The sequence below is a fragment of the Thiospirochaeta perfilievii genome, assembly GCF_008329945.1.
Classification (GTDB): Bacteria; Spirochaetota; Spirochaetia; order DSM-2461; family DSM-2461; genus Thiospirochaeta; species Thiospirochaeta perfilievii.
This window is the reverse complement of record NZ_CP035807.1, coordinates 1,559,708-1,585,966: the sequence shown is the minus strand read 5'-3', so window position 1 is coordinate 1,585,966 and position 26,259 is coordinate 1,559,708. Positions and strand designations below refer to the sequence as shown.

Sequence of the window (26,259 nt, the reverse complement as noted above, 5' to 3'; positions counted from 1 at the left end):
GACAATACCTTATATAAACTTTATTCTTTTCCTGCAACAAGAATTGCAAACTCACCTTTAATTGTAGTCCTTGTTGACATATTTTCCAATACTTCGGCACTAGTTCCTTGAATAAATTCCTCAAAATTTTTGGTTATCTCTCTTCCAAGTAGTAGATGTCTTTCAGAATTAATTTCGGCAAGTTCCCCTAAAAGCTTAACTATCCTATATGGAGATTCGTAAATTATAAATGACTCTTCCCTAGATAGTAGTTCATCTAATCTTTTTTTACGTTTACCTGATTTTTGAGGAAGAAATCCTTCAAATGTTACAGTCTTTCCAACAAAACCGGATACACTTACTAGGGCTCCAAATGCATTAGGACCAGGAATTGGTGTAATGTTGTGTTCAGATTTTCTAACAGCCTGTATAAGTATAGAGCCTGGATCACTTAACACCGGTGTTCCTGCATCAGAAATATATGCAATATCCTTTCCCTCATCTAAAAGTTTTACTACTCCTGGAGCTGAATTTTTCTCGTTTCTTGCTCTAACACTTATTAAGTGCTTTTTTATACCATAATGGTTAAGGAGTTTCATTGATTGTCTAGTATCTTCACACGCAATAATATCCACGTTTTTTAATACTTCTACTGCTCTATAAGTTATATCTTCTAAATTTCCAATTGGTGTTGCTACCATATATAATGTTGACATATATATAGTTAAAACTATTTGCCTCTAATTGTATAGCTATTTATCATAATAACTTGTATTCACCTGTAAATACTTTTATATTTTTATCTAGAGGTACAAATGAATTTCAAAATATATGTAGAACAAGGATTAGAGGAGAGTATAACATCTATAGCCGATTATAATTATACTTCTATGTCTACTAGGCACTATATCCCCTTAATAGAAAACCATATAGCTAGCAAGATATCACAAAACTTTTTATTCTTTGTAACACCATATATGGTGGAACGTTTACATATTTTTATGTCTAAACATGGTGAATCAAAATATCAGTTTGTTCTTTTAGGCTCTCTTTCTGAATTAGAAGGTGACGATATCCCATTAAGTAATATTTTAGGGGTTAAAAAAAAGAGTATTACTAAGGATGATTTAAAATGGTTTTTACTTAAGTTTGATAATTGTTTAAAAGTGGCTAAAAACCTATCTAGATTTTCTACTCTAGAAGAGAAGGATTTCCTCTCGGATCAACAGGAGTTAATATCTATTGGTCAAATGTTAGCAGTTGAGAGGAATAGAGATAAACTTATAAAAAAAATTTTACTAACTTCTTTAAAAATTACAGGGGCCGATGCAGGAAGTGTCTTTTTAGTAGTCGATATGGATGATGGAAATAGGGGGTTATTATTTAAATACTCCTATACTTATAGCCGGCATATTGATTTTAAAGAGTTTGTTATGCCATTAAACGAGAGATCAATATCTGGTTTCTGTGCTATAAATGATGAAGTTGTTAATATTCCTGATGTTTATAATATCGATAAAAACGCTACATTTTCCTTTAATAGAAGTATTGATGAAAAATATGACTACATTTCCCGGAGTATGTTAGTAATACCTATGAAAAATCATTTAGGTGAAATGTTAGGTGTAATACAATTAATAAATAGTAAGGAAAACTTTGAGAATGTTAATTTATTTGATGAAACAGAGAGCCACAAGATTCTCTTAGAAACCAAGGAGGATTTTTATACTAAGATTTTCCCATTTGCAGAGAGATATGAAGATGTAATGCTCTCGGTTGCAGGGCAGGCATCTGTAGCCCTAGACAATATAAAAATGATAAAGCAGCTAGAGGATCAGTTTGAAGGGTTAGTCCGTGCCTCTGTTGATGCTATTGATTCTAAGGATCCTGTTACAAGGGGTCACTCTGATAGGGTGGCAAAAATGAGTGTTGAGTTTTTAAATATTATAAATGATGTGGATTATGGGGTATATAAGGATCACTATTTTAATAAATATGAGATAAAACAGATAGAATACGCTGCACTACTCCACGATTATGGAAAGGTCTATATTAATAATGATATCTTCTTAAAGGCTAAAAAACTATTTCCCAAGGATTTTAAGATTTTAATGTTACGATTAGATTTAATTATTCAATCATTAGATAGTTTAGACTTTGAGAATATAAAGAAAGTTAAGGATATTAGGACATTAGTTAAAAACTTAAATGAACCTAGAGTGTTTAATGAAAATCCTATGGAGATAATTGAGGGTATATTAAAATATCAGAATGAAATTAAGGTTTATGATGGTGATAATAACATAATTCCTATTTTAACAGATGAAGAGGTTGTTAATCTTGAAATTGTTAGAGGGACTCTTAATAGTGAGGAGAGAAGGGAGATTGAATCCCATGTAACCTATTCCTACAACTTTCTACAGTCAATCCCTTGGCCTAAGGAGCTGAGTCGAATCCCTGAAATTGCTGGAGGACACCATGAAATGCTTGATGGGTCAGGCTATCCTATGGGGTTAAAGGATAATGAGTTATCTATAGAGTCTAGAATCCTTGCTATACTAGATATCTTTGATGCCCTATCTGCTTCTGATAGACCATACAAAAAAGCAGTCCCCTTTGATAAGGTTAAATCAATAATAATTGAAGAGGCAGAAAAGGGAAGGCTTGATAGTAATTTAGTAGAGCTATTTTTTAAGTATAAAATATATGATGACCTATACTATTTAGATGTAGACTCGTTAAAAGTGTAGGTGATACAATCCCTAACTATAACGGTTTTATTTCCGTTTTGGTTTACTTTAAAATCAAACTCTTTTTTACAGTTTGTTGGACATCCATCCATCTGAGCCTTAAAACAGGTCCTACTAATAAAGATTGGGGGATACTCTAAAATATTATCCTCTTCTACCCATTTTGTAACCCATTTAAGGTTGGGAATAAGGGTAGAGAGGTACTTCCTACTATATCTGTTTATTGCAAATAGTCCATAATCACAATAATAGGAGAGTTTTGGGTTTAGCTGATTAATAAAGTTTATATGTCCAATATTATTAAGACCAATTATAAATTTTTTATTCCTATGCTCCTCTAAAAACTCTTTTAGTTCTAAAAGATATCTCTCTGAATCAAATATTACTGGAGCTAGTGGAAGAAGGTAGTTTCCATCCTCTTTTAATTGGGTATTTAATTCTACATCCTTGAACCTTGTAATAAATGGAAGTTTATTACTGTTTTTTAGATAACTACGTATAACAACATTTTCTTCTATTTCAAGGTTTGTTATATTTTGTATACTCTTTAAAAAATCTTCCTGAAATTTATTTCTAATCTCCTTTAGTTTAGAGATTGGAATAAAAGGTTGTTCAAAGTTGCTTTTTACAATAGATGAAAAGTAGTAGTTTGTCTCACCTCCTGGATAAAAGACCTTTTTAAAGAGTTGGTTTAGATCTGTAGGGTTTTTAGCTCTCTCTAACTCTATAGGGTAGGTGAACTTACTACCAGCTGCTATGATGATTATAGACTCCTTTTTAACTGTTATCTGTAACTCTATATCTTTTTTCCAAGGTTTAAATTTTGTGGACTTCTCCTCTTTTAGGTGTTTATCATGATTTGATATTTTGTATAAAGTTTTCTGTGAGTTCTTAGGAAGAGGTGTTTTTAGTATATATTTTCCCTTCGTTTTTTCTAGAATATTAGCAGAAAATTTGTATGGTTCCTCTCCCCTAATGTTACTAAGTATCATTAAACCATCTCGGTTTTCAATATTTTCGTCTGTTTCTACACTTATTGTGTTATTTTTACTCTCTCTAATCTCCCCAATAACTCGACCTAAATGTCCAGGATATTGTACGTTTATTCGGCCTGACCTCTCTCTATTTGTTAGGTAGATATCCTGGCCACTTCTATTAAAATCAATTTCTGTTCTTTTTAAGACTTCATTGTATTTTTTATTATTAAGTATTTTGTAATAGAGCTCGGATGTGGAGGCTGCATAGTTAGGCCCTTTCATTCGTCCCTCTATTTTTAGGGACTCTACACCAATTTCCTTTAATTTAATTATATTCTCTTTCAAGGATAGATCATTCATAGAGAAGCAATACTCTTTTTTTCCACTGTTATTAAACCAGGTTCTACAGATTTGCCCACACTCCCCTCTGTTTGCGGACCTTCCTATTAATTTTGAAGAGGCAAGACAAAGACCTGAAAATCCATAACATAGTGCCCCATGGATAAAAACTTCTAACTCCATCTCTGGTATCGTTTTTTTAATTTTATCAATCTCATTTAAGGAGAGTTCTCTACTAAGAACAACTCTAGAGAAACCCATATTTTTTAGAGCTATAACTCCGTCAATATTATGGGCTGCAAGTTGTGTTGATCCGTGTAAAACAAGATTTGTATTCTCTTTTATTATATAAGCTAATCCTAGGTCTTGTACTATAACAGCATCTACTTCAATCTCTTCTAACTGCTTTAATAATGGGTAGATATTCTCTATCTCATCATCTTTTAGAAGGGTGTTTAAGGCTACATATATTTTTTTATTATTTTCAAAACAAAATGTTTTTAATCTTCTTAAGTCATCTAATGTAAAATTTTTTGCCCTTTTTCTTGCAGAGTAGGATTGCAAGCCTAGGTATACTGCATCTGCCCCACTTTCAAAAGCGTGTAATGCACTGTTAAAGTCCCCTCCAGGAGCCAGAATTTCAGGGTTTTTATTATTCATACCACTATAATAATATATTAAGGCGTAATATTATAGATCTATGTTGATTTATAGCCAACCAGAAGACGCAAAAGATGTGGACTGCCCATATATAGAAGGGGAGAGATTTACCCAGAGGTACGCCTTTTTAAGTGACCTAGAACCAGATGAATTCGATATGATGCTGTTTAATGGCTGGAGACATTTTGGTAACTTTTTTTTTACACCTAATTGTAAATCATGTACAAGTTGCACTCCTATTAGAACAAAAATTATGGATTTTAAGTTTAGCAAGAGTCAAAAAAGGAATTATAAGAAAAACAGTGCTATTGTCAATGTTAAATTTACCTCTTTAGAGTATAGTGATGATATTTATGAAGTATATAAAAATCACTCTAAAATAAAGTTTAATCAAAAGACCTCTGTAAAAGAGTTCAAGGAGAGTTTTTTTGTTGATGCCCTAAAGGGCAGTAGTAAACTATCCCTGTTCTATATTGAAAAGAAATTAGTTGGTGTTGGTTTCTTGGATGTTTCTCAAAGTGGTATAAGCTCTATATATTTTTGTTATGATCCAGACTACTCCTCCTATGGATTAGGAGTCTATAGTGTTTTAAAAGAGATAGAGTATGGGAAAGAGCTTAATAAGGACTATTATTACCTTGGGTTTTATATAAAAGGAAATAAATCTATGGAGTATAAAAATAGATATACTCCTAATCAAATCCTATCATGGGAGCATGGAGAGTGGGTGCCATTTGTAGATTAACTCTATTTCTGTTAATATACCCTAATTTTTTAAACTAATTTGTAAGGAATAATATATGGAAAATCTACAAAACTGCCCAAAGTGTAATTCGGACTTAACATATTTTGATGGTTTTAATCTTGTATGCCCTGAGTGTGGCCACGAGTGGAAAGAGGAAGCTGAAGAGTTAGAGAGTAAACTTGTATGGAAGGACTCTAATGGTAATGAGTTAGCAGATGGCGATACTATAACAGTAAATAAGGATCTGAAAGTTAAGGGTTCTTCCTTAGTTGTTAAAAGGGGTACTAAAGTTAAAAACATTCGTCTAATAGAGGGGGATCACGATATTGATTGTAAGATTCCAGGTATTGGAGCTATGCAATTAAAGTCGGAGTTTGTAAAAAAAGCTAACAAGTAGTAACAGTTTCTTATTTTGATATCTCTCATATCTTTTGCACTTGGTTACATAGTGTCCTACTATTTAATTAAGGAGTTAGATATTAATCTTGTTTACCCCTGGGGTATGACATGGATTGATGACTCTTCAATGTTAATAACCCAAAAAAATGGCCAATTATTTCTTGTTAATACAGAAGATGAGACACAAATAGAAGTTGAGCATGAAATACCATCTATTCAAGCTGGACAGGGTGGGTTATTAGATATAACTAGTGAAAATGATACTGTTTGGATTACCTGTTCTATAACTAAAAACAACAAATATACTACTGCAGTTTATAGGGCTAAGTTAGAAAAGAATAGGTTAACTAATTTAGAACTTATATTTGAGGCATTACCCTATTTAAATAGCACTATACACTTTGGATCTCGAATAGAGATTAAGGGAGATTATATATTTGTTACTATTGGTGAACGTGGTGGAGGTATGATTGCCCAGGATACTTCCAATGTTATTGGATCAATAATCCGTATAAATAAAGATGGTTCAATTCCCAAAGATAACCCTTATATCAATAATAAAGAGTGGATTCCCCAGCTATATCAAATTGGTGTTAGGAATCCCCAGGGAATAAGTCTAGATCCGGTAACTGGGGATATCTTTATTTCGAACCATGGGCCAAAGGGGGGAGATTTTATTGGTCCCGTAGTAAAAGGGTCTAACTATGGTTGGAAGCAGGTTGCATGGGGTGGTGTAAACTATAGTGGAACAGTTGTTGGAGATGGAAATATCTGGGAACCTGGATTTTTAAAGCCAGACTATATTTGGGTGCCATCAATAGGTATTGGAGGGATAAAATTTTACAGTGGAAAGAGTTTTCCAAAATGGAATAATCATCTACTTGTAGCTTCTTTAAAGTTTAAATATCTATCAGTTTTGTTTAGAGATGGGGGAGACTTCATTAAAGAAGAGATCGTTTTTAAGGACAAAATAGGTCGAATTAGAGATATTGAAGTTAATCAGGATGGGGAAATTTTCCTAATTGCTGATGAGAAGGATTCAAAACTGTATAGACTTTTACCTTAATTCTTAAAAGAATAAATAGATTGGTGTAAAACTATAATAGATCTTGGAGCAGTCATTTTATAAGTTAATGAGTTGCAGAGTTTTTTAATATTATTATTGCAGAAAAATAACTGTTATTTTGTTTTCATCGTGTAGATTGCATCCCAGTGTTCTTCAGGGTTATCTAAATATTTTATACATCGCTCTATATATAATAAGGAGAGTTTATCATCTTTTAATCTCTCAAACTCAAAAATAGCTCTAGTAAACTCCTTCTTTCTGTAAAGTTTTAGACCTCTCTCAAATAGTTCTTTTTTTTCTGTAACCACTCTTTTTTCATCACTATTTTCAAAGGGCATAACTTCGTAAATTTTTACTACACTGGATTTTCCCTTTACTCTAACATTATCTACTTCTCTGCAAATAAAATTTTTTTCAATATCTATTTCTAATAGCTCACTATATGTCGAATCGGAAATAAGTAGGGGACAGTAATAGTGTCGTGTTAATCCTTCTATACGAGATGATAAATTTACATTATCTCCAATAATTGTATAGTCTAGTCTTTTATCCGAACCTATATTTCCAGCAATTACATTCCCTGTATGAATCCCAATACCTATTTGAATTGGTTGTTTTATATTTTGGTATTTTATATTAAATTCTTTCAAAGCTTTATTCATCAGTATCCCAGTATTTACAGCTCTTAATGAATCATCTTTTCCCTCAATTGGAGCTCCAAATATTGTCATTATTCCATCACCTATGAATTTATCAAGAGTTCCCTTTTGTGAGAAAATTATATCTGTCATTAAGGATAGGTACTCATTTAGAAAACTTACCGTTTCTGCAGCTGACATAGATTCGGAGATAGTGGTGAATGACCTTATATCAGAAAATAGAATTGTTACCTTTTGATTTTTTCCCCCTGGTTCCAAGCTAACATTTTCTTTATATAACTCTCCTATCAGTTGTGGTGGTAGATACCTTTCCATCATCATTTTTTTAGATGTTATAGAGTAACCTATTAGCAGTATAACTACCTGAGCAAAAAGCAGAGGTATTATTTCAACAATTGGAACTTTAAAATAGAGACTTACTCCTACAAAAATAATTATTGATAAAAAGCCTGAATATATGGTACTAGCTTTAGAATATCGAAGTAAATTGATTAAATAGAAAACGATTGTTCCCATAAGAGCATACCATGCTATAGTTTTAGGTTCGCTGGTAATTGAAGGATCAAATAAGAAATTGGAAATTACATAAATATAGTCAAAAAATATTACTACAAACTTTAAATACTTAGAGATGCAAGGAAAAAACGAATATAGGCTACCCTTTTTTCATTAATTATCTCCCTCTCTCTTAATATATTATCAAAAGTTGAACTCCCCATAAATCTCCCCTAATACTTAGTTTAATTTAGATAAAACCTTAATCAATATTCTATTATAGAACCAGTTTTATATATTGGTAATAGTATAGTCGTTTTTAAGTTATCTTTATTTAGAATTGACTTTTTTATAGAGCTGTAAAAATGATAAGATAGTTAAAAATAATTAAAAATGAGAGTGTAATGTGACTAGTTTTTTAAAGAAAAACCTTACTCTATTTGATACCTTTTCAAGTAAGGTTGCAGTTATATATAAGAAAGAAGAACTATATTATCATGAATTATTGTATAGAATACGTCAGGTTGGAACATTTCTTAATAGATATAAAAACAAACACATAATATATTTAGGTGGAAAGAGTATTGATCTTATATCAATTAGTTATGGTATTTTATTGTCAGGCAATATCTATATCCCATTAAACCGTAAGGATAGTGAAATAAGAGTACTATCCATAATTGATTCGATTAAAAATCCAATAGTTATTATTGATCGAGATGATGATATTTCAAGGAAAATCAGTAATACAATTATTTTTACTGATGAATTATTCAACGAGGTACCAATTAAAATAGACCGCTTTATCTCTTCTGAGGAAAAAGATGTAGCATATACAATTTTCACTTCAGGTTCTACAGGCTCCCCTAAAGGAGCTATTATAACTTATCAGGCACTATCAGAGTTACTTCTTTGGTATACATCATATCTAAAGCTAACAGAAGAAACAGTTTCTGGTTTAATTGCACCAACACATTTTGATTTATCTATACCTGATATATTTGCACTACTTATATATTGTGGTGTATTACATATAATCCCAGATGAAATAATATTATTCCCAAAATCATTTGTAACATATATTGAACATGGCTTGATAAATCATTTAGCCATGGTTCCCAGTTTCTTCTCCCGGATAGAACCTCATATTTGTGGGACTAAATCATCTTTAAAAGATTTAGTTCTGATTGGAGAAGTTTTTCCAAGGAATTCGGCATTAAGTTTGCTTAAAAAGCATAAAAACTTATCAATATATAATATGTATGGACCTACAGAAGCTTGTTTTTGTGTCTCTTCCTTTAAATTTACTTTAGATTGTCCATATATAAATACTCCAATAGGTAATCCTAGAAATATGAATTTATTTAAAATTGTAGATGATGAATTAATTATTGGAGGGAATTGTGTCTCTCTTGGATATTTAAATAGCTCTAATGACTGCTTTTATACAGAAGACAGTATACGATGGTATAAAACTGGTGATATAGTAAGTTTTAAAGATGGAAATTATTTCTTTATTGGAAGAAGGGATCGTCAGATTAAACTAAATGGATATAGAATAGAATTAGAGGAGATTGAGACTGTATTAAGTCATGTGTTAAATACTGAAGTCATAATTATTTTTGAAAAAAAATTAGTGGGATTTATTAAAAATTCAGGTAGAGATAATCTAATTAATTATGCTAAAGAAAAGCAGAAAAAGTTGTTACCCCAATATATGCGAGTATCAAGTTTTGTATTAATTGAAACATTCCCAATAACATCATCTGGGAAAATTGATTACAATAAATTATTAAAAATGAAGGAGTATAATTGAATACTATAAAAAGTATAGAAGATATTATTATTAGTCAGAAGGGTTGTCTACCTAAAAATGGTGAATTAATAACCTGGGGAGAGATGGACTCCCTAGACTTTGAAGAGTTACTTGCCTCTATTGAAAAGCATTTTGAAATTGTTATTCCTGATAATGAGTTTATATTAGACAATTTTTTCTCTATAGAATCCCTGTCTAAAATGGTTAAACGTTCATTTTTATTAGATCTTGCGGAATAAACTTATCATTATATATCACCCTAGATTTATTCTTAAATAGTAACTCTTTATATGAAGGGTTATTTTGATCTTCTCGCCATATTTCATTAAATCTAAAATATACATTGTCAATTTTCTTAAAGTATTGGTTCTTTTCAACTACCTTGTATTCTGTTGTAACAGGTGTATCACTTGATATGCTACCTTCTAAATATTTAGGCCCAACTGATATCTTGATAATTATATTCTCACTGCTAGGATTATAGAGTTCTAAATCCATATAGTTATACATAATTGCTGCTCCTGTCCCAAATGGAATCTTTCTGTTATTATCAGGGAAAAAATCTAAACTATGATGGAATCTTTCAACTACTTGTAATTTGCTATGTAATGCCATCCAATGAATCAAATTAGCCATTTGACAAACTCCTCCACCAATAGATGAGGAAACTTCAGTACCTTTTAATGTTAGAGCCTCTTTGTAGCCATTTTTTCTATTATTTTTTCCAGTTAACTTCCATATACTAAAATATTGACCAGGTTTTATTACTACACTATCTATAAGTGGTGCCATTAATTTTAGATTAACAACCTTATTTTGTTGTAAACTCATATCTACAGAACCTAACCTACGAAGGTGTAGTAGTTTATGATCTTTTACTTTATATGAGAACAGGAATATATCTGCTTTTTCATATGCATATTTTTTTGTTGAAAAATACCATTGTATATAACGACTAAATTGATTTTTTTTACTGCAATAAAATATAGTATAGGGTGGTACTGACTCAGTCTCTTTTTCATTAAACAAATCTATATATTATTATACTATATATCAACTAATTGAAGTATTAATACCACAAAATTATAGATAATATAATGATTGCAACAGAACACTAAAACTAATTTAATAATTACAAATAAAAAAAAACTTGAACTATCTTTTAAATTTAAATATTATTTTTACGTTAAGGTATATTCTCCAATCCAATATAAAGTAGGTTTTTGATTATGTTATACTTAAAAAAGATATTCTCCGTCATTATTACTTTAATACTTTTTTCATGCTCCAAATCTTCAAATATGGATAAAATTATTGTGGATTCTCAATTTTATGAACCAGTAGGAGAAGTAAAAAACGTTGCTATCATATTTCTTGGTGGTTCTGGTGGAAATATGCCTATATATAACTATGATAATTTTACTTCTAATGGATATTCTTCCCTTTCTTTAGGTTATTTTGGCACAAAAAATACCCCAGATAAGTTAGAGATGATTCCTTTAGAGTATTTTAGAAAAGCTATAGATGAATTTAAAGAGAATCCATATGTCAAAGGGAAAAAAATTGTACTTATTGGAACATCCAAGGGTGGAGAGTTAGCACTATTATTAGGTTCAACATTTAATGATATTAGTGGGGTTGTTGCAAATGTTCCATCTTCTGTGGTATTTCAGGGAATTAACTATGACAGCTTTTTCCCAAAATCAAGTTGGTCTTATAAAGGCAAACCAATACCCTTTGTCCCTTATGCAAAAGTTGATGTTTCAAAGATAATAAATAACCACTATTTAGATCTATTTAATTTATCTTTAGAAAATAAAGAAGCTGTGATTAAGGCTACTATAAAGGTTGAAGAGATTAATGGGCCTATTTTATTGTTATCTGGAGATGATGATATTATGTGGCCATCATCAAAAATGTGTGAAGATATAATGAATAGACTTAAAAATAATAACTTTAAATATAAGTATGATCACTACTTATATAAAAATGCTGGGCATTTATTCTACTATGGTAACCCTAAATATTATGGGGGAACAATTTATGGTAATTTTAAAGCCAACGAGGATGCAAATATTATAGTTATGGATTTTCTAGAAGATTTATCAAATAATTAATGGTTAATTAAATTATTCCAACTTTTAACTACGTAGTTAATAGGCATATGATTTCTTACACCTCTTATCTGAAAGGGTAGGTAGGATTGTCTATAATTTGTATATGTTTTTGTATAAATACTATCTGTTAAATCATAGAGCTCGCCAAATTCTCCAAAAAATATTAGATATCCTAAATTACCATAGTTTAAACTACCAAAACTTTTAGGTAGAGTTATTACAATATCTTGATTATTTTCTACTCTCCACATTGGTCTACAATTGGTTAATTGTAAAAACTCCTTATCTCCAATCCTTGGGGCACCAAAGGTATATAGTCCTGTGGCATTTTCAAAGTCTGTAAAAAATAGACCTGCTAATGCCCCACCAAAACTGTGGCCAGTAATCCAAATAGCTCTCTTTTCTTGATCTTTAGTTAACTCTTCTATAAATGTCTTTAACCCATCATCCCCGCTTTTTATAGATTTATAAGCTTCAAAAAATCCTTTATGCACCTTCCCGCCAAGGGGGAAGTTAGTTTGAATTGTTCGTATATCTGCAAGTACATCATTGAATTCCGAAGTACCTCTAAATGAAATTATAATGGACTTTTTATTCCAAACTACCATACACTCTGTCATCGATTGTTTAAAAAATTTATAATTATTAAAGCCAGCTTTTTCATATTGAATTTTTGCAAATTCAGGGGGAGTGTAAGCTAGAAAAGCACATTCTGCTAACCACCAACAATTAATATAGGAAAAATTAGTATTGGTAGGTTGGAAGGGGTATGTGTTAGCATTCTCAAAATATTTATAATTCATATCTGGTGGCATTAAAACATGTAAAACATCAGAAGTTAAATATTTATGTCTAGAATCAATAGTATTAACGTCATATCCATATCTACCTGCAATTTCAATAGCCTTAGGAATGCTCTCTTTATTAAAATAGTTTTTCCATTTTAAAAGTGCACCTGCCTTTAATAACTCTTCAAAGGTTTCTAGGTTGTTATATCTCTGAGCTACTGTTATAGGAGTATTGTTATTAATGTCTTTAATGTTTAGGTCTGTTGTATTATCTATTATTTCTAAAATCTCTTCTCTGGTTCCTACAGCTGCAGAAAAATGAATTAATTCCCAGCCTAATAGATTTTCATCCCTGTTAAATTCTATATACCTATCTTCTAGGTCTCCAGTTATTCTAATTAAAGAGATATTACTAACACACCCTGAAAATAGGACCACTATTAAGAGTGATAAAATATATTTAAGTTTAAAGATCATATTTTAATCCTATTTATATAAGGTCGTACTGTTTTAGGTTGTAATAGATGTACATTAGAATGAAAAGAAATCCATATATCCTATAAACTTTTTTAGCTTGGGCTATTATCATAAAAAGTAGAGCTGACATAATAAGCATAGGAAGAGTAAAAATTATTATACTTTGAGGAATAATAAGGGTGGTTATCATTGCAGGTATACCCATAACAGCTAATATATTAAATAGGTTAGATCCTAATACATTTCCTACAGCCATCTCATTTTGTCCCTTTCTTCCAGCTTGAATTGTTACCATAAGTTCAGGTAGGGATGTCCCAAGGGCCACAGCGGTAGATGCTACAATTTCATTTCCTACTCCAATTATAGCTGCAATCTCTTTAATGGATGTGATTAAAAATTTTGAACTAATAAAAATCAATAGAGGAGTTAAAAGTATAAAAATCCAATCTTTTATTGTTGGTTTATGAGCTTTCTCTTCAATTAAAGTTTCTATTGCCCCATCTTTTAAAGAACGGTATAGATAGAGAAGTAACATAATGAGGCAGATAATACCTTCCCCAAAAGAGAACCTAAGATCCATTACTGCAATTGAGATATAACCTGTAGCCAACATTAAAAAGGGTAGATCCGTTTTCATTATATCGTGCTTAATCTCAAAACTTTTGGAAAAAAGAGTTGCTGCTCCAAAAACTAAAAACATATTGGCAATATTGGAACCAAATACATTTCCTACAACTATCTCTGAGCTTGATTCAGCTACAGCCACAAGGGATGTAACAAGTTCTGGTAGGGATGTCCCAATACCAACAAGTAGAACACCAATAATAAATGAGGGTAGTTTCATGAACTTCCCAATACTGTCTGCGGCATCTATAAACTTATCTGATGCCCAAACAAGAACTGCTACTGCAATTATAAATATTCCAATCTGTAATAATAAATCTGTCATATATAGAGTATACAAAAAAAAAGCTGCAACATAAAGTTACAGCTCTATAATAATTATTTATTATTACATTAATGCTGGGATTAGGGCTAATAGTATACCTGCCGCTACAGCTGAACCTACAACTCCAGCAACGTTTGGACCCATTGCATGCATTAAAAGGTAGTTCGACGAGTCTTCTTCTAGACCTACCTTATTTGCAACCCTTGCTGCCATTGGTACTGCAGAAACTCCCGCAGCTCCAATAAGCGGATTAATTGGAGTTTTTAGAAATTTATTCATTATTTTTGCCATAATAACTCCAAATGATGTTCCAATACTAAATGCAACTAGACCTAGTGCTAAAATACCTAGGGTTTTAGGATCTAGGAACTTTTCTGCTTCCATTTTTGATCCAACAGAGAGACCTAAAAATATAGTAACTATATTTATTAGTTCATTTTGCATAGTGCTTGCAAGTCTATCAACCTTACCACACTCTCTTGCTAAGTTTCCAAACATTAGGGCTCCAATAAGAGGAGTTGCACTTGGAAGAAGTATTGTACAGAGGATTAATACAACTATAGGAAATATTATTTTCTCTCTTTTAGAAACATGTCTAAGTTGTACCATCTTAATTTTTCGCTCTTCCTTAGTTGTTAGTAGCCTCATAATTGGTGGCTGTATTATTGGAACTAGCGCCATATAGGAGTAAGCAGCAACAGCTATGGCTCCTAGAAGGTTGGGAGCTAGTTTAGATGCTAAAAATATAGCGGTAGGACCATCGGCTCCACCTATAATACCAATTGCTCCAGCTTCAGGTAGTGTAAAATCTAAGATCCCCAGTTGGCTTAAACCTAATGCACCTAAAAGCGTGGCAAAAATTCCAAACTGAGCCGCTCCACCTAATAGTGCTGTTTTAGGGTTTGCAAGAAGTGGTCCAAAATCAGTCATAGCACCAACACCCATAAAAATAATTAATGGGAATAGGCCACTTTCAACTCCAAAACCGTATAACTGTCCTACTAGTCCTCCAAAGGCTGTAAAATGTCCCTCAGCAATTCCTATAAATTCACTTACCTTACTTCCTGTAATTCCTAACTCTACTGCCTTCCCTGCAACGGTTGAACCATAATGTGACAATGTTTCAGGGTTTATAGACTTAATAAAATGTACCGTTGGATCAGCGATCCCTGCAGTTGGGATATTTGCAAATATTGCTCCCATACCAATAGGAACTAATAATAGAGGTTCAAAATCTTTTTTTATTGCTAAGAAAAGAAGGATAAGGCCTACGCAAATCATTATAATCTGCCCAAGGGTAAAGTTTACAATCCCTGTGGACTTCCAAACTTCCCTTAGGGCGTCTGGTATATTTATTTGAAGTAGTAAATTCATATTCTATCCTTGTATTGTAAACAGCTCTTGTCCTGCTGTTACCTGATCGCCTTGGCTAACGCTAATTCTAGCGACAATTCCTGTCTTTTTAGCTGTTATTGGGGACTCCATCTTCATGGCTTCTAATACCATAATCTCATCACCCTCCTCAACTGTTGCACCAGCTTCAACACTGACTCTTAAAACTAATCCTGGTAGTGGAGCTGTTGTTGTATCTCCATCTCCAGAGATTGTAGGAGCAGTCTGATTCTTATCGATTCCATTCTCTACATCAACACTGTACTCTTTTCCGTTAACAACAGCTTTTCCACTCTTCATCTCTATGGCATATTTTTTACCATTAACCGAAACAGTATACTCTCCGTTAGCGTCAGCTGTTGATGAGCTTTTATCAATTTTTCTAATATTTGTAGTAGCTTTTCCCTCAAGGAATAGAATTCCCTTCTCTCTACATGCTGCTGCAATAAAGATATTCTCATCTGTTATAGGTAGGTTTGCATCTTCTAACATTGTTTTTGCAGCTTTAATACCTAAAGAAGAGTCTCTACCGTTTATATCAACAACCTTCTCTGTTGTTGGGTCTAAACCTAGTTGCTCCTGGGCTATTTCTACCAGTTTTGGATCTGGTGCACATGGAGTCTCTCCAAAGTAACCTAAAACCATTTTCCCGTAACCATCGGCAATTTTTTTCCAAGGTCCAAACATAACATTGTTAAATGCCTGTTGGAAATAGAATTGGGATACAGGGGTAACAGAGGTTCCAAAACCACCTCTTTCAACTACCTCTCCCATAGCCTTTGTTATCTCTCCATACTTATCCATAAGGTTGTTATCTCTAAGCATCTGAGTATTTGCGGTTAACGCACCTCCAGGTAGAGGAGAGAATGGAATTAATGGGTTTACAGCCTTTGCCTCTGGAGGCATATAGTAATCTTTAAGACAATCTTTTAATGTCTCTTCTACTTCAATTATTTTATATGGGTCAATTCCTAAATCGAACCTTGAGCCTTTAAGTGCGTGCCACATAGTCATAACATCTGGTTGGCAAGTTCCTCCAGATACAGGGTCTAAAGAAAGGTCAATTTGGGAAGCTCCTGCCTCCAGGGCTGCCTTGTATTGCATAACACAGATTCCCGCTGTTTCATGGGAGTGAAATGCTATATTCATATCATCACCTAAAAGATTTCTAGCCTCTTTTATTGTGTCGTAAACTTTAGCTGGAGTACTTGTTCCAGAAGCGTCTTTAAAGCATATTGAATCAAATTTTATATTTGCATCAAGAATTTTTCTTAAAACTCCTGCATAGAATTCAGGTGTATGAGCACCTTCACACCCTGGGGGTAACTCCATCATGGTTATACAAACCTCATGCTTTAATCCTGCATTTACAATACACTCTCCAGAGTATATAAGATTGTTAACATCATTTAAGGCATCAAAGTTTCTTATAGTAGTCATTCCATGTTTTTTAAATAAGTCTGCATGTAGTTTAATAATATCTCTAGGTTGTGATGCAAGACCAACAACATTTACACCCCTAGAAAGGGTTTGAAGATTAGCATCAGGTCCTGTTGCCTTTCTAAAATCGTCCATAACGTCAAAACCATTTTCATTACAGTAGAAAAATGGAGCCTGAAATCTTGCTCCTCCTCCAGCTTCAAAATGTCTAATTCCCGCATTTGATGCTGCTTCTACAGCAGGTAGAAAGTCTTTTGAGAGTACCCTGGCTCCATAAACAGATTGAAAACCGTCTCTGAAAGCGGTAACCATAAAATTAATACGTTTTTTCATTAGTGACTCTCCTTGGAAGATAAGCTTTTGATGGCCGCAATAGCTATTGCAATTTCAAGTTCTTGGGTCGGTTTTGCTTTTACCGGAACCACAACCTCTTTTTCTGGTAATACCTTCTGAATGATTGTTGACATAATACTCATTGAGAAAACGAGTAAAATAAGAAAAACAAAAACTCCAAGCATTCCTACTAGTGTTATAATTAAACCTACATCGAACATGCGTCCAACTCCTGAATTAAGATTGATAAATATATAAATAGTATGCCATAAATAGCTAGTATTCAATAGGGAAATAATTGTTTGTTGTTAAAATCAACAAACAATTACTGAATTTATTTTGAAGTTAGGTTGAATACACCATCCCAATCTTGCTCTGGTTCTTTAATAATAAATTTATCACATAATTGAATGTATCTAATCGATGGTTTATCCTCTGGGGCAATTTTAAGTACATCTTTAAAAAGATTTTTGGCTTCCTTCCAATTTCGCTCTTCAAAACTTGTTAGTGCTATTTCAAATTTCTCTACAAGAGTAATCTCACTCTCTGTAGCTTCTGTTTTTACAGCAATTGGGTTATAAAGTCTTATAGGTTTATTAATACCAACAACCCTAACTCTATCTAGTCTTCTAGATAAAAATATATCTTCAGCCTTATCCATTGTTCTTTCACTTGCTAATATCCATGTCCCATACTGTTTATTCACTCCCTCGAGTCTTGCTGCTATATTTACATCGCTTCCCATCATGGTATAATCCATTTTTTTAGGAGTCCCCATATTTCCTACAACACATGGGCCTGAGTTAATTCCTATTCTGGTATTTACCGGGGATGGAGTCATTCCCCTCTCTTTAAATGATACATTTAGCTTTTTTTCTACTTGCTTCATTCGTATTGCTGCTAAAACAGCCTTAGTAGCGTGGTCGGGGAGGGGAGCTGGAGCTCCAAAGAACCCAATAATTGCATCCCCCTCATACTTATCTATTGTTCCCTTATGTTCTAGGGCTATATCACTCATAGCTGTTAGGTACTCATTTAATAGGGAAACTAACTCATCTGGGGTTAACTTTTCAGAGATAGTTGAAAACCCTTTTACATCTGTAAAAAAAGCTGTAATCTCCTTCTCTTCTCCTCCAAGTTTTAGTTTAGAAGGATCATTTATTATATCTTTAATAACATCCTCAGAGAGATATTGTCCAAATGCATTTTTTATAAAAGCTTTATCCTTAGATGTAGACAATAATTTCCCTGAAATCTTCTGTATAAAGACTAGAATAAAACTAAGAGCTGGTATTAAAACCTGTATATAGATTCCTGTAGCTATAAAAAGTCCTAAATAGAGGGATATAATAATTAAAAATAGTAAAAGACCTAGAATTATTGCGGTTTTTGCTTCATTTCTCTTAATTATTACAGTAGCTAAAAGAGCAAAGATAAAAGCCATGATTATTGATAACCATATAGGCGTAAGGGTTATAAATTTTCTTGATAGAAGGTTGTTAAAAATTGTTGGGTATATTCCCATATTAGAGTACTCTTTTTCAAAGGGGTTTGATCCAATATCAAATGTGGATGTTGCGGTATAACCAAATGTTACAACACTATCCTTCATCTTATTTTTAAACTTCTCTCTAAAATCAATTAAATTATCCAGGTTCTCTTTAGCAGTGTTATAGATATTATCAATGTCATCAGCATTTTTTAAAAGAGAACCTTTTTCATCATCTGTGACGTCGTATTGATCTAGAAAGAGGGTAAGCTGTCTTCTGTACTCTTTATTCAGACTTGGTTTTTCTGCTGTTCCCTTTATTAAATCCGATGATATTTCTACTATCTGTTCCCTATAATCCCTATAGTCATCAATACTAGACTTATCTCCAGATGTTTTTATATCTTCCGATAGTTCAAACAGTGTATATACGTTGTTATAGTCCCTTCCTGCAAGTTTTGAGAGGGTAGGGTCGGTAAGTATTTTAGTTATAAAATTATTTAGGGCTAACATTAAAGTATCATGATGGTAAAGTTCATAAAAATTAATGTGATTAAATGTATTTTTATACTCTTTCCCAGCCCAATCTATTACCATAGACCCATCAAAGGCTAGGGGAATAGTTAGGTCAAAGGGTTCTTTATCTCCATCTTTTACACCTTTTAAAACCATTTTGTTTTTATACACATTGATTTCTGGGTTACCAACCCTATCTAAGTAACTGATAAATGAGAGGTGTGGATAGTATTTGTCCCCTTTTTTTAGGATAATATGGGATCGTCTAGTTTTCCCATCTCCATCTAGCAGTGTCTCTACAAAACCAGAGCCTTTAGCACTCTCCATTACCATCTGTATTGCTGGGTTTGTTCCAAATCTCTTCTCAAATGGATCAGAGTGTATAACAATATTTTTTAAGGCTTGGGTCTCTTCTATATAAGTCTCGAACTCTTTAGGAATGGATTTCCCCAGTTCAAAATCGTTGGTAACATAAACATTATCCATTAGCTTGAAAATGTTTGAAATATATTCATCATAATCTAGAGCAACCTGTTTAGTACTCTCTTTTAAATCATCAAAAAGATCATCATATTCCCACTCGAGCTCTTCTATATACTCATCGGCAACTTCTAAGGAGTCATCCTCTCCTCCAAGAGACCCACTGGCAAAAGCTTTAATTAGTTGGGTCGAAATACTTAGTGAGTTATTTTTGACCTGATCAAATAGATCTGGGAGTTCATTAAATTTTGTACTGTTTAAACCTGGGGTACTAGGATCTACTAGCTGGGTATCAAGAAGTACTGATTCTGCACCAAACTCTTTTAAAATTAACATTCCATCGGCTAGGGTAGATCTCTTTAATGGATACATTTTTAATAACTCTAAAGCTTTATCATCTACTTGTATGTCTAAGAATTTACCAGAAATCTTTGATAAAGGCTTTATATTAAGGGCGGTATCATAGAGTTTATTATCTATATCCTTAACTGTTGAAGTATATACACCTAATAGACTTATAAGTGAAACAATAAAAAATGGGATCAAAAAACTTATTAAATTCTTTTTTTTCATAAATAAACCTTTAATTCTTGTAAATAGTTAGATTCTACATTAATTTTAGGTTATAATTAAGTTAAATAGCAATAGGAGTTAATATTGTATGAAAAAGCTGTTCTTATCTCTATATATTCTTTTGATTATTAATCTTGGATTTGGAATGAACATAGACTATGGGGCTTCTATTGATTCCTTTTTAGGGTTTCATATTTCAGATAGTTCTTATATGTTTGGCTATCAAAAGGTTTCTATATATAGCTCTTTAGATATTACTAACAGTGTAAGTTTTGCTGTAGATGGTTTTTATAAGCTTTCATATAGTAGTGAGTCTAGTTCTACAGTTAAAAATGTCTTTGATTTATCAACTCTATTAATATCATTTCCTGTAAAAAACATGAGTCTAAATATAGGAAGGGATTACATCTCTGATTATAGCGGGGATATTTTAAACCATGTTCTTGATGGAATATCTTTAAGTCTAGCCCTAGGTCCAGGAGTTTTAAATACCCACATACTCCTTAGCAGCTTAATTAATGATAATGAAGTAAGCCTTTTTACAACCTCTAATGACGATGGTGGTGTTAGCAGAGTTATAGAAGGTGTTGACTATATTAAGGAGTTTGACTCCATGACTATATGGGCTTCCCTATACTCTTCCCAGGATGTAAATAGTTTTGTTAACTTAGCGCTGTATTTAGGTGGAGGAGTAAGTGGAACAATAAAGGATGATATTTTCTACTCTTTTAGAAGTAATCTATTAACAGGACAGTTTTTCTATCTAGATAATATTACCACTGAGGATAAGGGTGCGCCTTTATTAGCCGGAATGGGAGTTATATCAACCACATGGTTTATGAACTTTGATAATGAGATAATTAGAAGATTATCACCTTTTATCAGAGTTGACTTTGGAATAAGTTCAGGGGATTCAAAACTAAATACCCAAACCTTAGGAGCAAATCAGGGGGATATATCCATATCCGATGGGGTACATCTCTACTCTCCATTAACTACAGGTGGACCAGGAACTATTTACTCCATTAATAATCAAAATCTTACATATTTTAAAATACAGAATTCAGTATCTCCAATGGAGAATCTTCAGGCCCAATTAGGTTCTACAATCTTTTTTAGAACTGTTGATGGAGTTATATCTGATGAGGATTTAAAATCCAATGTCAGTGGGAATTATCTTGGTCTAGAAGTTAGTTTAGTTGGAAATTATCGTCCATTTTCAGATTTAGGGGTTTCAGTTTCAGGAGGGGTCTTTTTCCCTAATAAGGCTGTCTTAGACAGTAGTGTAAGTGGAATGTTGGCAGCATATCTGTCCTTAAGTATTTAGGAGTGTTTATATGAAGAGAGTATTATTTTTAAGTATACTTATTTTTATTAGTTTCTCATCAATCTTTGCAGAAGTGACTGTAGTTGATTTTTTTGGAAAGGTTAAAGTAAGAAAATCCGGAGAGAGTTCATGGAGTAAAATAGAGAAGGGGATGGTTATTCATGCTGATTCTACCCTATCCACTGGGTTTAATTCCCAAATAACTTTAGATCTAGGAAATGCAACACTGGATGTTTTACCATTAACACGAATGACTCTAAGTGAGATTACAGAGACTCAAGATAGTATAAACACCTCTCTTTTTTTACAAGGTGGAAAGATAAAGGCTGATGTAAAAAAGATTGCGGGAAAGGTTAATGACTTTAAAATTAAAAGCCCTGTAGCTACGGCGTCTGTTCGTGGTACAGCTTTTGAGTTCTCTGGAAATAAACTAAAGGTTATTAGAGGGGTTGTTGCCTTTAAACCAAGTAGTGAACCAAAAGCAGGAGAGAAGGCAGATGTTCCTGATAATAATGAGACAGTTGGTGTAGCTGTAAGAGCTGGTGGCTCTACACAGATGATTTCCCCAGACTCGGCACCAGTTAAACCTAGGGTGATGGTTGAAAAAGAGAGGTCTACAACAGCTTCTACCAAGCCTCCGGTTATTAAAAAGTCTAGACAAAATAGTTTAGATGGTCAGTCTAATTCTGGTGTTCCAGTTCCAAGTGTTGTTGAATCAGCTATTTTAGGAACTACTCGTGTAACAATAACTATAAATCCAATAGAAGAGTAGTGAAGAGGTCTATTTGTGAAGAGAGTATTGATAATATTAATTTTAATTCAATTTTGTGGAGGGGTATTTGCCCAGTCCAATGAAATTTTAGATGAGTTATATAAAAATGATGATGCAAAGACTAACTATGTATCCCTTATTGTTTTGCAAGCTGCCGGGATTTTAGATGATCAGGCTACAGTGGATGACGCAACTACATATTTAGAGAGTTATAAGTGGGGTGAGACCGTTTTAAATGATGGGGAGTTTATTACAACAGGGAGCTTTTCTCTTCTTGTTATGGAAGCATTTAATCTGCCCCACGGTCTGATATATAACATTTTTCCTAACAGAAGGTACGCTCTAAAGGAGATGGTATACAGAGAGTTTATCCTTGGTAGTCCATATCCTAACGATATTATTTCAAGTTTTAATGTTGTTTATGCCCTATCATCACTACCAGTAAATGAGAGTATAAATAAGGATTATATTGATACATCGGATCAAGTAAGTGATGTTTTAAAAGATGTTAAAGAGGCTCCAACAACGGTAACCAATGATGATGTTATTGATGATGTTTTAGATGATACAGCTTTGCCAATAAAAGAAGATGTTACAGTTGATGTTGTAGATGATACAGCTTTGCCAATAAAAGAAGATGTTACAGTTGATGTTGTAGATGATGCAACAGAACCAATAAAAGAAGATGTTACAGTTGATGTTGAAGTAGATAAAACCCCGATAGATGGAGATGTTATTTCTGATTCTGTAGTGGCTTCCCCAGGTGATAAAATTTCTGAACCTTAGTAGTCATATATAATAATTATCTCAATAGTAATATAAAGGCCTAATGAACTATCATTTAGGTCTTTTTTTATTTATAATAAACCTATGAATCCTAATGAATATGATTATCAGAAATTTGATAATGACCCCTATGGGGTTAGAATATACACTTTGAGAAATGGCTTAAAAGTTTATCTCTCTAGAGACCTTGATGAACCTAGGATTAAAACTAGGATTGCAGTTAAGGCAGGGGCAACTTCTGACCCCTCTGATGCTACTGGACTAGCCCACTATGTTGAACACATGATGTTTAAGGGAACAGACCTAATAGGAGCCCTTGATAGGGAAAAGGAAGCATCAATAATATCTAAAATTAAAGGGCATTACGAAGATTTAGCACAAACAGAGTCCCCAGAAGAGATTATAAGAATAAATAGTGAAATTGATAAACTCTCATCAGCAGCTAGTTTAGAAGCAATCCCAGGAGAGCTGGATAAACTATACTCAATTATGGGGTGTCGAAATACAAACGCAAGAACAGGATTTGAAGAGACTGTATACGAAAATGATATTCCAAAAGTTGAGTTAGAGAGATGGATTAGTCTAGAGAAGGAGAGGTTTACAAGCCCTGTATTAAGACTATTTCCCCCAGAGTTAGAAGTTGTATACGAAGAGTTTAACCAGGCTCAAGATGATGATGTTTCTAGGGCCTATGATACATTTTTGAATTGTCTATTCCCTAAACATCCCTATGGTAGGGCAGGAATCCTAGGGAAGGGAGAGCACCTTAAAAAACCTTCTATGGAAAAAATAGAAGCGTTTCTAAACAAGTGGTATGTCCCATGTAACATGGCTATTATTTTAACTGGAGATTTAGAATTTGATGAGACTATATCTATTATTGATAAGTACTGGGGGAGTATCGATAAGGGGAATCCTCCTGTAAAAAACGCAGTAATTGAGGAGCCTATTACCGGTATTACAAACAAAACTATCTATGGTGTAGACTCTACATTTGTATTATTAGGTTATAGATTTGATGGTTTTGGAAGTGAAGATGAACTATATTTAACCCTAATTGATATGATCATGAGTAATAATCAGGCGGGTATTCTAGATCTTAATCTTGTGCAGAAACAGCTTGTTTTAGAAGCAGAGTCATCCTATGAAGTATATAGGGACTATAGTTGGTTCTCCCTTTATGGAGTGCCAGGTGTACATCAATCCTTAAAAAAAGTTACTAGTCTGCTTTTAAAAGAGATTGATAGGTTAAGGGATGGTAACTTTGAATCATGGTATAATGATGCAGTTATTACATGTTTTGAGATAGATAAACTTAATGAGTTAGAAGGATCTAACAAGGTTGAGAGTTTTGTTGATGCCTTTGTTACCGGTTTAAGCTGGGATAACTATCTAAAACGGATTGATAGGCTGAAAAAAATTACATTTAACGATTTAGTCGATTTTATTAATAGAAAGTTTAATGATAACTATATTGTTGTATATAAAAAAAAGGGTAAGGCTAAAAACTTAATGTATATTAAGAAACCAAATCTAACTCCTGTGGTTTTAAATAGAGAGATTGAGTCTAAGTTTTGTAGTGATTTCAAGAAAATAACCGTACAAAGAAATCCTCCTGTATTTGCCGATTTAGAAGAGTTAACTCCAATACCCTTAGGATTAAATAGATCCTTATACTATGAAAAAAATAGTAGTAATGAACTTTTTGAACTACTCTTAACTGCGGATATGGGGAGGTTAGATGATCTTAGGATTCATTATGGTGTTGAGTATAGTGACTATATTGGGGCCGGGGAGTTTACTGCTAAAGAGTTTCAGCAAGAGCTTTTTAAATTAGGATTAGACCTTGTTATTTCCAGCAAAGATAATAAAACTGTTATATCCTTAAGTGGCCGAGAAAAGGATTTTGATTTTGGACTACACCTGGTAGAGAAATTTATCAAAAGTGGTAAGTCTGATAAAAAAAGATATAAAAAGTTTTTAAAAAGAGTCGGTCTTATGAGGGAGAATGCCAAGAGTAGTAAAAGGGTTATCCTTTGGGGGGGGCTGTATAATTATCTACATTTTGGCAAAGATAACCCTTTTAGGTACTACTTAACTTTAAGAGAGCTTAAAAGAGTCGGTAGTGAGAAATTAATAGATATTATCCACACAACATTTTCTTCAAATTTTGAAATATTCTATTATGGCCCAAGTAAAAAAGACTCCTTAATCGAGAAGTTGAATGATTTTTCAAATAAACTGGAAAACAGTGAAAATACCAAGGAAACAAAAATCTTCACACCAAAAAAACATGGTAAGGCTTTAGGATATTTTACAAATTACAATATGGTTCAAAGTGAGATCCTTCTAACATCCCAAGGAGTTAAATTTAATAAGGATCTTCTACCTATAGTATTTCTATTTAATGAGTACTTTGGTGGTGGTATGGACTCTGTAGTTTTCCAGGAAGTAAGGGAGAGAAGAGGTTTGGCCTATTCTGCCTATGCTAGTTACTCCTTGCCAAGAAATACGGATGAAAATTTTATATTTAATTTCTACGTTGGGACCCAAGCGGATAAGGTTCCTGAAACATTAAGGTGTATTTTAGGTTTATTAGATTTTTTCCCTAAGGTTAATAGCTATTTCGATGCAGTAAAATCATCTCTATTAAAAAATATTGAGAGTGAATCTATACTTAAAAGAGACTATTATTTTGTAAAAAAAGAGTCTGAACGATATGGATTGAATATAGATATGAGAAAATTAATATATAATGGGGTTAAAAATCTTACTGTTGATGATTTAGAGCTCTTTTTTAATGATTATATAAAAAATTTGGTAAAAAACATATTAATAATTGGGGATGAAAAGATTATGGATCTTGGCGAGATAGAGACAATAATTGGAATTGACCTTGAAAAGTTATCATTAAAAAAAATATTTGGATATTAGA

21 protein-coding genes are annotated in these 26,259 nt (G+C 32.8%); 11 read left to right on the top strand and 10 right to left on the bottom strand.

Annotation, left to right across the window (positions count from 1 at the left end):
* Positions 1-20: 20 nt before the first annotated feature.
* Positions 21-695 carry a 16S rRNA (cytidine(1402)-2'-O)-methyltransferase gene (gene rsmI, locus EW093_RS07180; RefSeq protein ID WP_149567738.1) on the bottom strand — a complete coding sequence of 225 codons (675 nt, stop codon included), beginning with the start codon at positions 693-695 and terminating at the stop codon, positions 21-23.
* Positions 696-794: 99 nt separating this feature from the next.
* Between rsmI and EW093_RS17645 the strand changes: the two genes are divergently transcribed.
* The gene (locus EW093_RS17645) at positions 795-2,729 is read left to right on the top strand and encodes an HD domain-containing phosphohydrolase (protein ID WP_149567737.1); all 1,935 of its coding nucleotides are present in this window, start codon (positions 795-797) and stop codon (positions 2,727-2,729) included.
* On the opposite strand, the gene EW093_RS07170 is transcribed toward EW093_RS17645, so the two are convergent.
* Positions 2,699-4,705 carry a peptidase U32 family protein gene (locus tag EW093_RS07170; protein ID WP_149567736.1) on the bottom strand — a complete coding sequence of 669 codons (2,007 nt, stop codon included), beginning with the start codon at positions 4,703-4,705 and terminating at the stop codon, positions 2,699-2,701. The genes EW093_RS17645 and EW093_RS07170 overlap by 31 nt on opposite strands.
* A 40-nt stretch (positions 4,706-4,745) precedes the next feature.
* Here EW093_RS07170 and EW093_RS07165 point away from each other — a divergent pair, with 40 nt between their 5' ends.
* The 3 genes from EW093_RS07165 to EW093_RS07155 are packed head-to-tail and all read left to right on the top strand — an operon-like array spanning position 4,746 to position 6,915.
* Positions 4,746-5,450, top strand: coding sequence for an arginyltransferase (locus EW093_RS07165; RefSeq protein WP_149567735.1), 705 nt, complete (start codon positions 4,746-4,748; stop codon positions 5,448-5,450).
* A 55-nt stretch (positions 5,451-5,505) separates the two neighbouring features.
* Entirely contained in the window at positions 5,506-5,847 is a 342-nt protein-coding gene (locus tag EW093_RS07160; RefSeq protein WP_149567734.1) for a zinc ribbon domain-containing protein YjdM, read from the top strand.
* A 51-nt stretch (positions 5,848-5,898) separates the two neighbouring features.
* Positions 5,899-6,915, top strand: coding sequence for a PQQ-dependent sugar dehydrogenase (locus EW093_RS07155; RefSeq protein ID WP_149567733.1), 1,017 nt, complete (start codon positions 5,899-5,901; stop codon positions 6,913-6,915).
* Between the two features lie 113 nt (positions 6,916-7,028).
* On the opposite strand, the gene EW093_RS07150 is transcribed toward EW093_RS07155, so the two are convergent.
* Entirely contained in the window at positions 7,029-8,090 is a 1,062-nt protein-coding gene (locus tag EW093_RS07150; protein ID WP_223111664.1) for an adenylate/guanylate cyclase domain-containing protein, read from the bottom strand.
* Positions 8,091-8,475: 385 nt separating this feature from the next.
* Between EW093_RS07150 and EW093_RS07145 the strand changes: the two genes are divergently transcribed.
* Together EW093_RS07145 and EW093_RS07140 are read left to right on the top strand one after the other, a co-directional pair.
* Positions 8,476-9,885: an AMP-binding protein gene (locus tag EW093_RS07145; RefSeq protein ID WP_149567732.1), complete on the top strand. Its 1,410-nt coding sequence runs from the start codon at positions 8,476-8,478 to the stop codon at positions 9,883-9,885.
* Positions 9,882-10,124: an acyl carrier protein gene (locus tag EW093_RS07140; RefSeq protein WP_149567731.1), complete on the top strand. Its 243-nt coding sequence runs from the start codon at positions 9,882-9,884 to the stop codon at positions 10,122-10,124. Before EW093_RS07145 ends, EW093_RS07140 begins: the two co-directional genes overlap by 4 nt.
* On the opposite strand, the gene EW093_RS07135 is transcribed toward EW093_RS07140, so the two are convergent.
* A complete protein-coding gene (locus EW093_RS07135; RefSeq protein ID WP_149567730.1) occupies positions 10,090-10,914 on the bottom strand; it encodes a VanW family protein in 825 nt (274 codons plus the stop codon). The two genes, EW093_RS07140 and EW093_RS07135, sit on opposite strands and share 35 nt — an antisense overlap.
* Before the next feature lie 272 nt (positions 10,915-11,186).
* On the opposite strand from EW093_RS07135, the gene EW093_RS07130 reads away from it, so the two are divergent.
* A complete protein-coding gene (locus tag EW093_RS07130; RefSeq protein WP_187759872.1) occupies positions 11,187-12,002 on the top strand; it encodes an acyl-CoA thioester hydrolase/BAAT C-terminal domain-containing protein in 816 nt (271 codons plus the stop codon).
* On the opposite strand, the gene EW093_RS07125 is transcribed toward EW093_RS07130, so the two are convergent.
* From EW093_RS07125 to EW093_RS07100, 6 genes are all read right to left on the bottom strand, one after another.
* On the bottom strand, positions 11,999-13,267 hold the full coding sequence (locus tag EW093_RS07125; protein ID WP_149567728.1) for a lipase family protein: 1,269 nt from the start codon (positions 13,265-13,267) through the stop codon (positions 11,999-12,001). The genes EW093_RS07130 and EW093_RS07125 overlap by 4 nt on opposite strands.
* 13 nt (positions 13,268-13,280) lie before the next feature.
* Entirely contained in the window at positions 13,281-14,216 is a 936-nt protein-coding gene (locus tag EW093_RS07120; protein ID WP_149567727.1) for a calcium/sodium antiporter, read from the bottom strand.
* Positions 14,217-14,279: 63 nt separating this feature from the next.
* Positions 14,280-15,590 carry a sodium ion-translocating decarboxylase subunit beta gene (locus EW093_RS07115; protein ID WP_149567726.1) on the bottom strand — a complete coding sequence of 437 codons (1,311 nt, stop codon included), beginning with the start codon at positions 15,588-15,590 and terminating at the stop codon, positions 14,280-14,282.
* Positions 15,591-15,593: 3 nt separating this feature from the next.
* The gene (locus EW093_RS07110) at positions 15,594-17,381 is read right to left on the bottom strand and encodes a biotin/lipoyl-containing protein (protein WP_149567725.1); all 1,788 of its coding nucleotides are present in this window, start codon (positions 17,379-17,381) and stop codon (positions 15,594-15,596) included.
* Entirely contained in the window at positions 17,381-17,602 is a 222-nt protein-coding gene (locus EW093_RS07105; protein WP_149567724.1) for an OadG family protein, read from the bottom strand. The genes EW093_RS07110 and EW093_RS07105 overlap by 1 nt, the downstream gene beginning before the upstream one ends.
* A gap of 113 nt (positions 17,603-17,715) precedes the next feature.
* A complete protein-coding gene (locus EW093_RS07100) occupies positions 17,716-20,439 on the bottom strand; it encodes a CHASE2 domain-containing protein (RefSeq protein WP_149567723.1) in 2,724 nt (907 codons plus the stop codon).
* Positions 20,440-20,527: 88 nt separating this feature from the next.
* On the opposite strand from EW093_RS07100, the gene EW093_RS07095 reads away from it, so the two are divergent.
* The 4 genes from EW093_RS07095 (at position 20,528) to EW093_RS07080 (ending at position 26,258) form a co-directional block, all read left to right on the top strand.
* Entirely contained in the window at positions 20,528-21,766 is a 1,239-nt protein-coding gene (locus EW093_RS07095; protein ID WP_149567722.1) for a hypothetical protein, read from the top strand.
* Positions 21,767-21,776: 10 nt separating this feature from the next.
* A complete protein-coding gene (locus EW093_RS07090) occupies positions 21,777-22,538 on the top strand; it encodes a FecR domain-containing protein (RefSeq protein WP_149567721.1) in 762 nt (253 codons plus the stop codon).
* A gap of 15 nt (positions 22,539-22,553) precedes the next feature.
* A complete protein-coding gene (locus EW093_RS07085; RefSeq protein WP_149567720.1) occupies positions 22,554-23,324 on the top strand; it encodes a hypothetical protein in 771 nt (256 codons plus the stop codon).
* Between the two features lie 84 nt (positions 23,325-23,408).
* Positions 23,409-26,258 carry a M16 family metallopeptidase gene (locus tag EW093_RS07080; protein WP_149567719.1) on the top strand — a complete coding sequence of 950 codons (2,850 nt, stop codon included), beginning with the start codon at positions 23,409-23,411 and terminating at the stop codon, positions 26,256-26,258.
* Position 26,259: the final 1 nt, after the last annotated feature.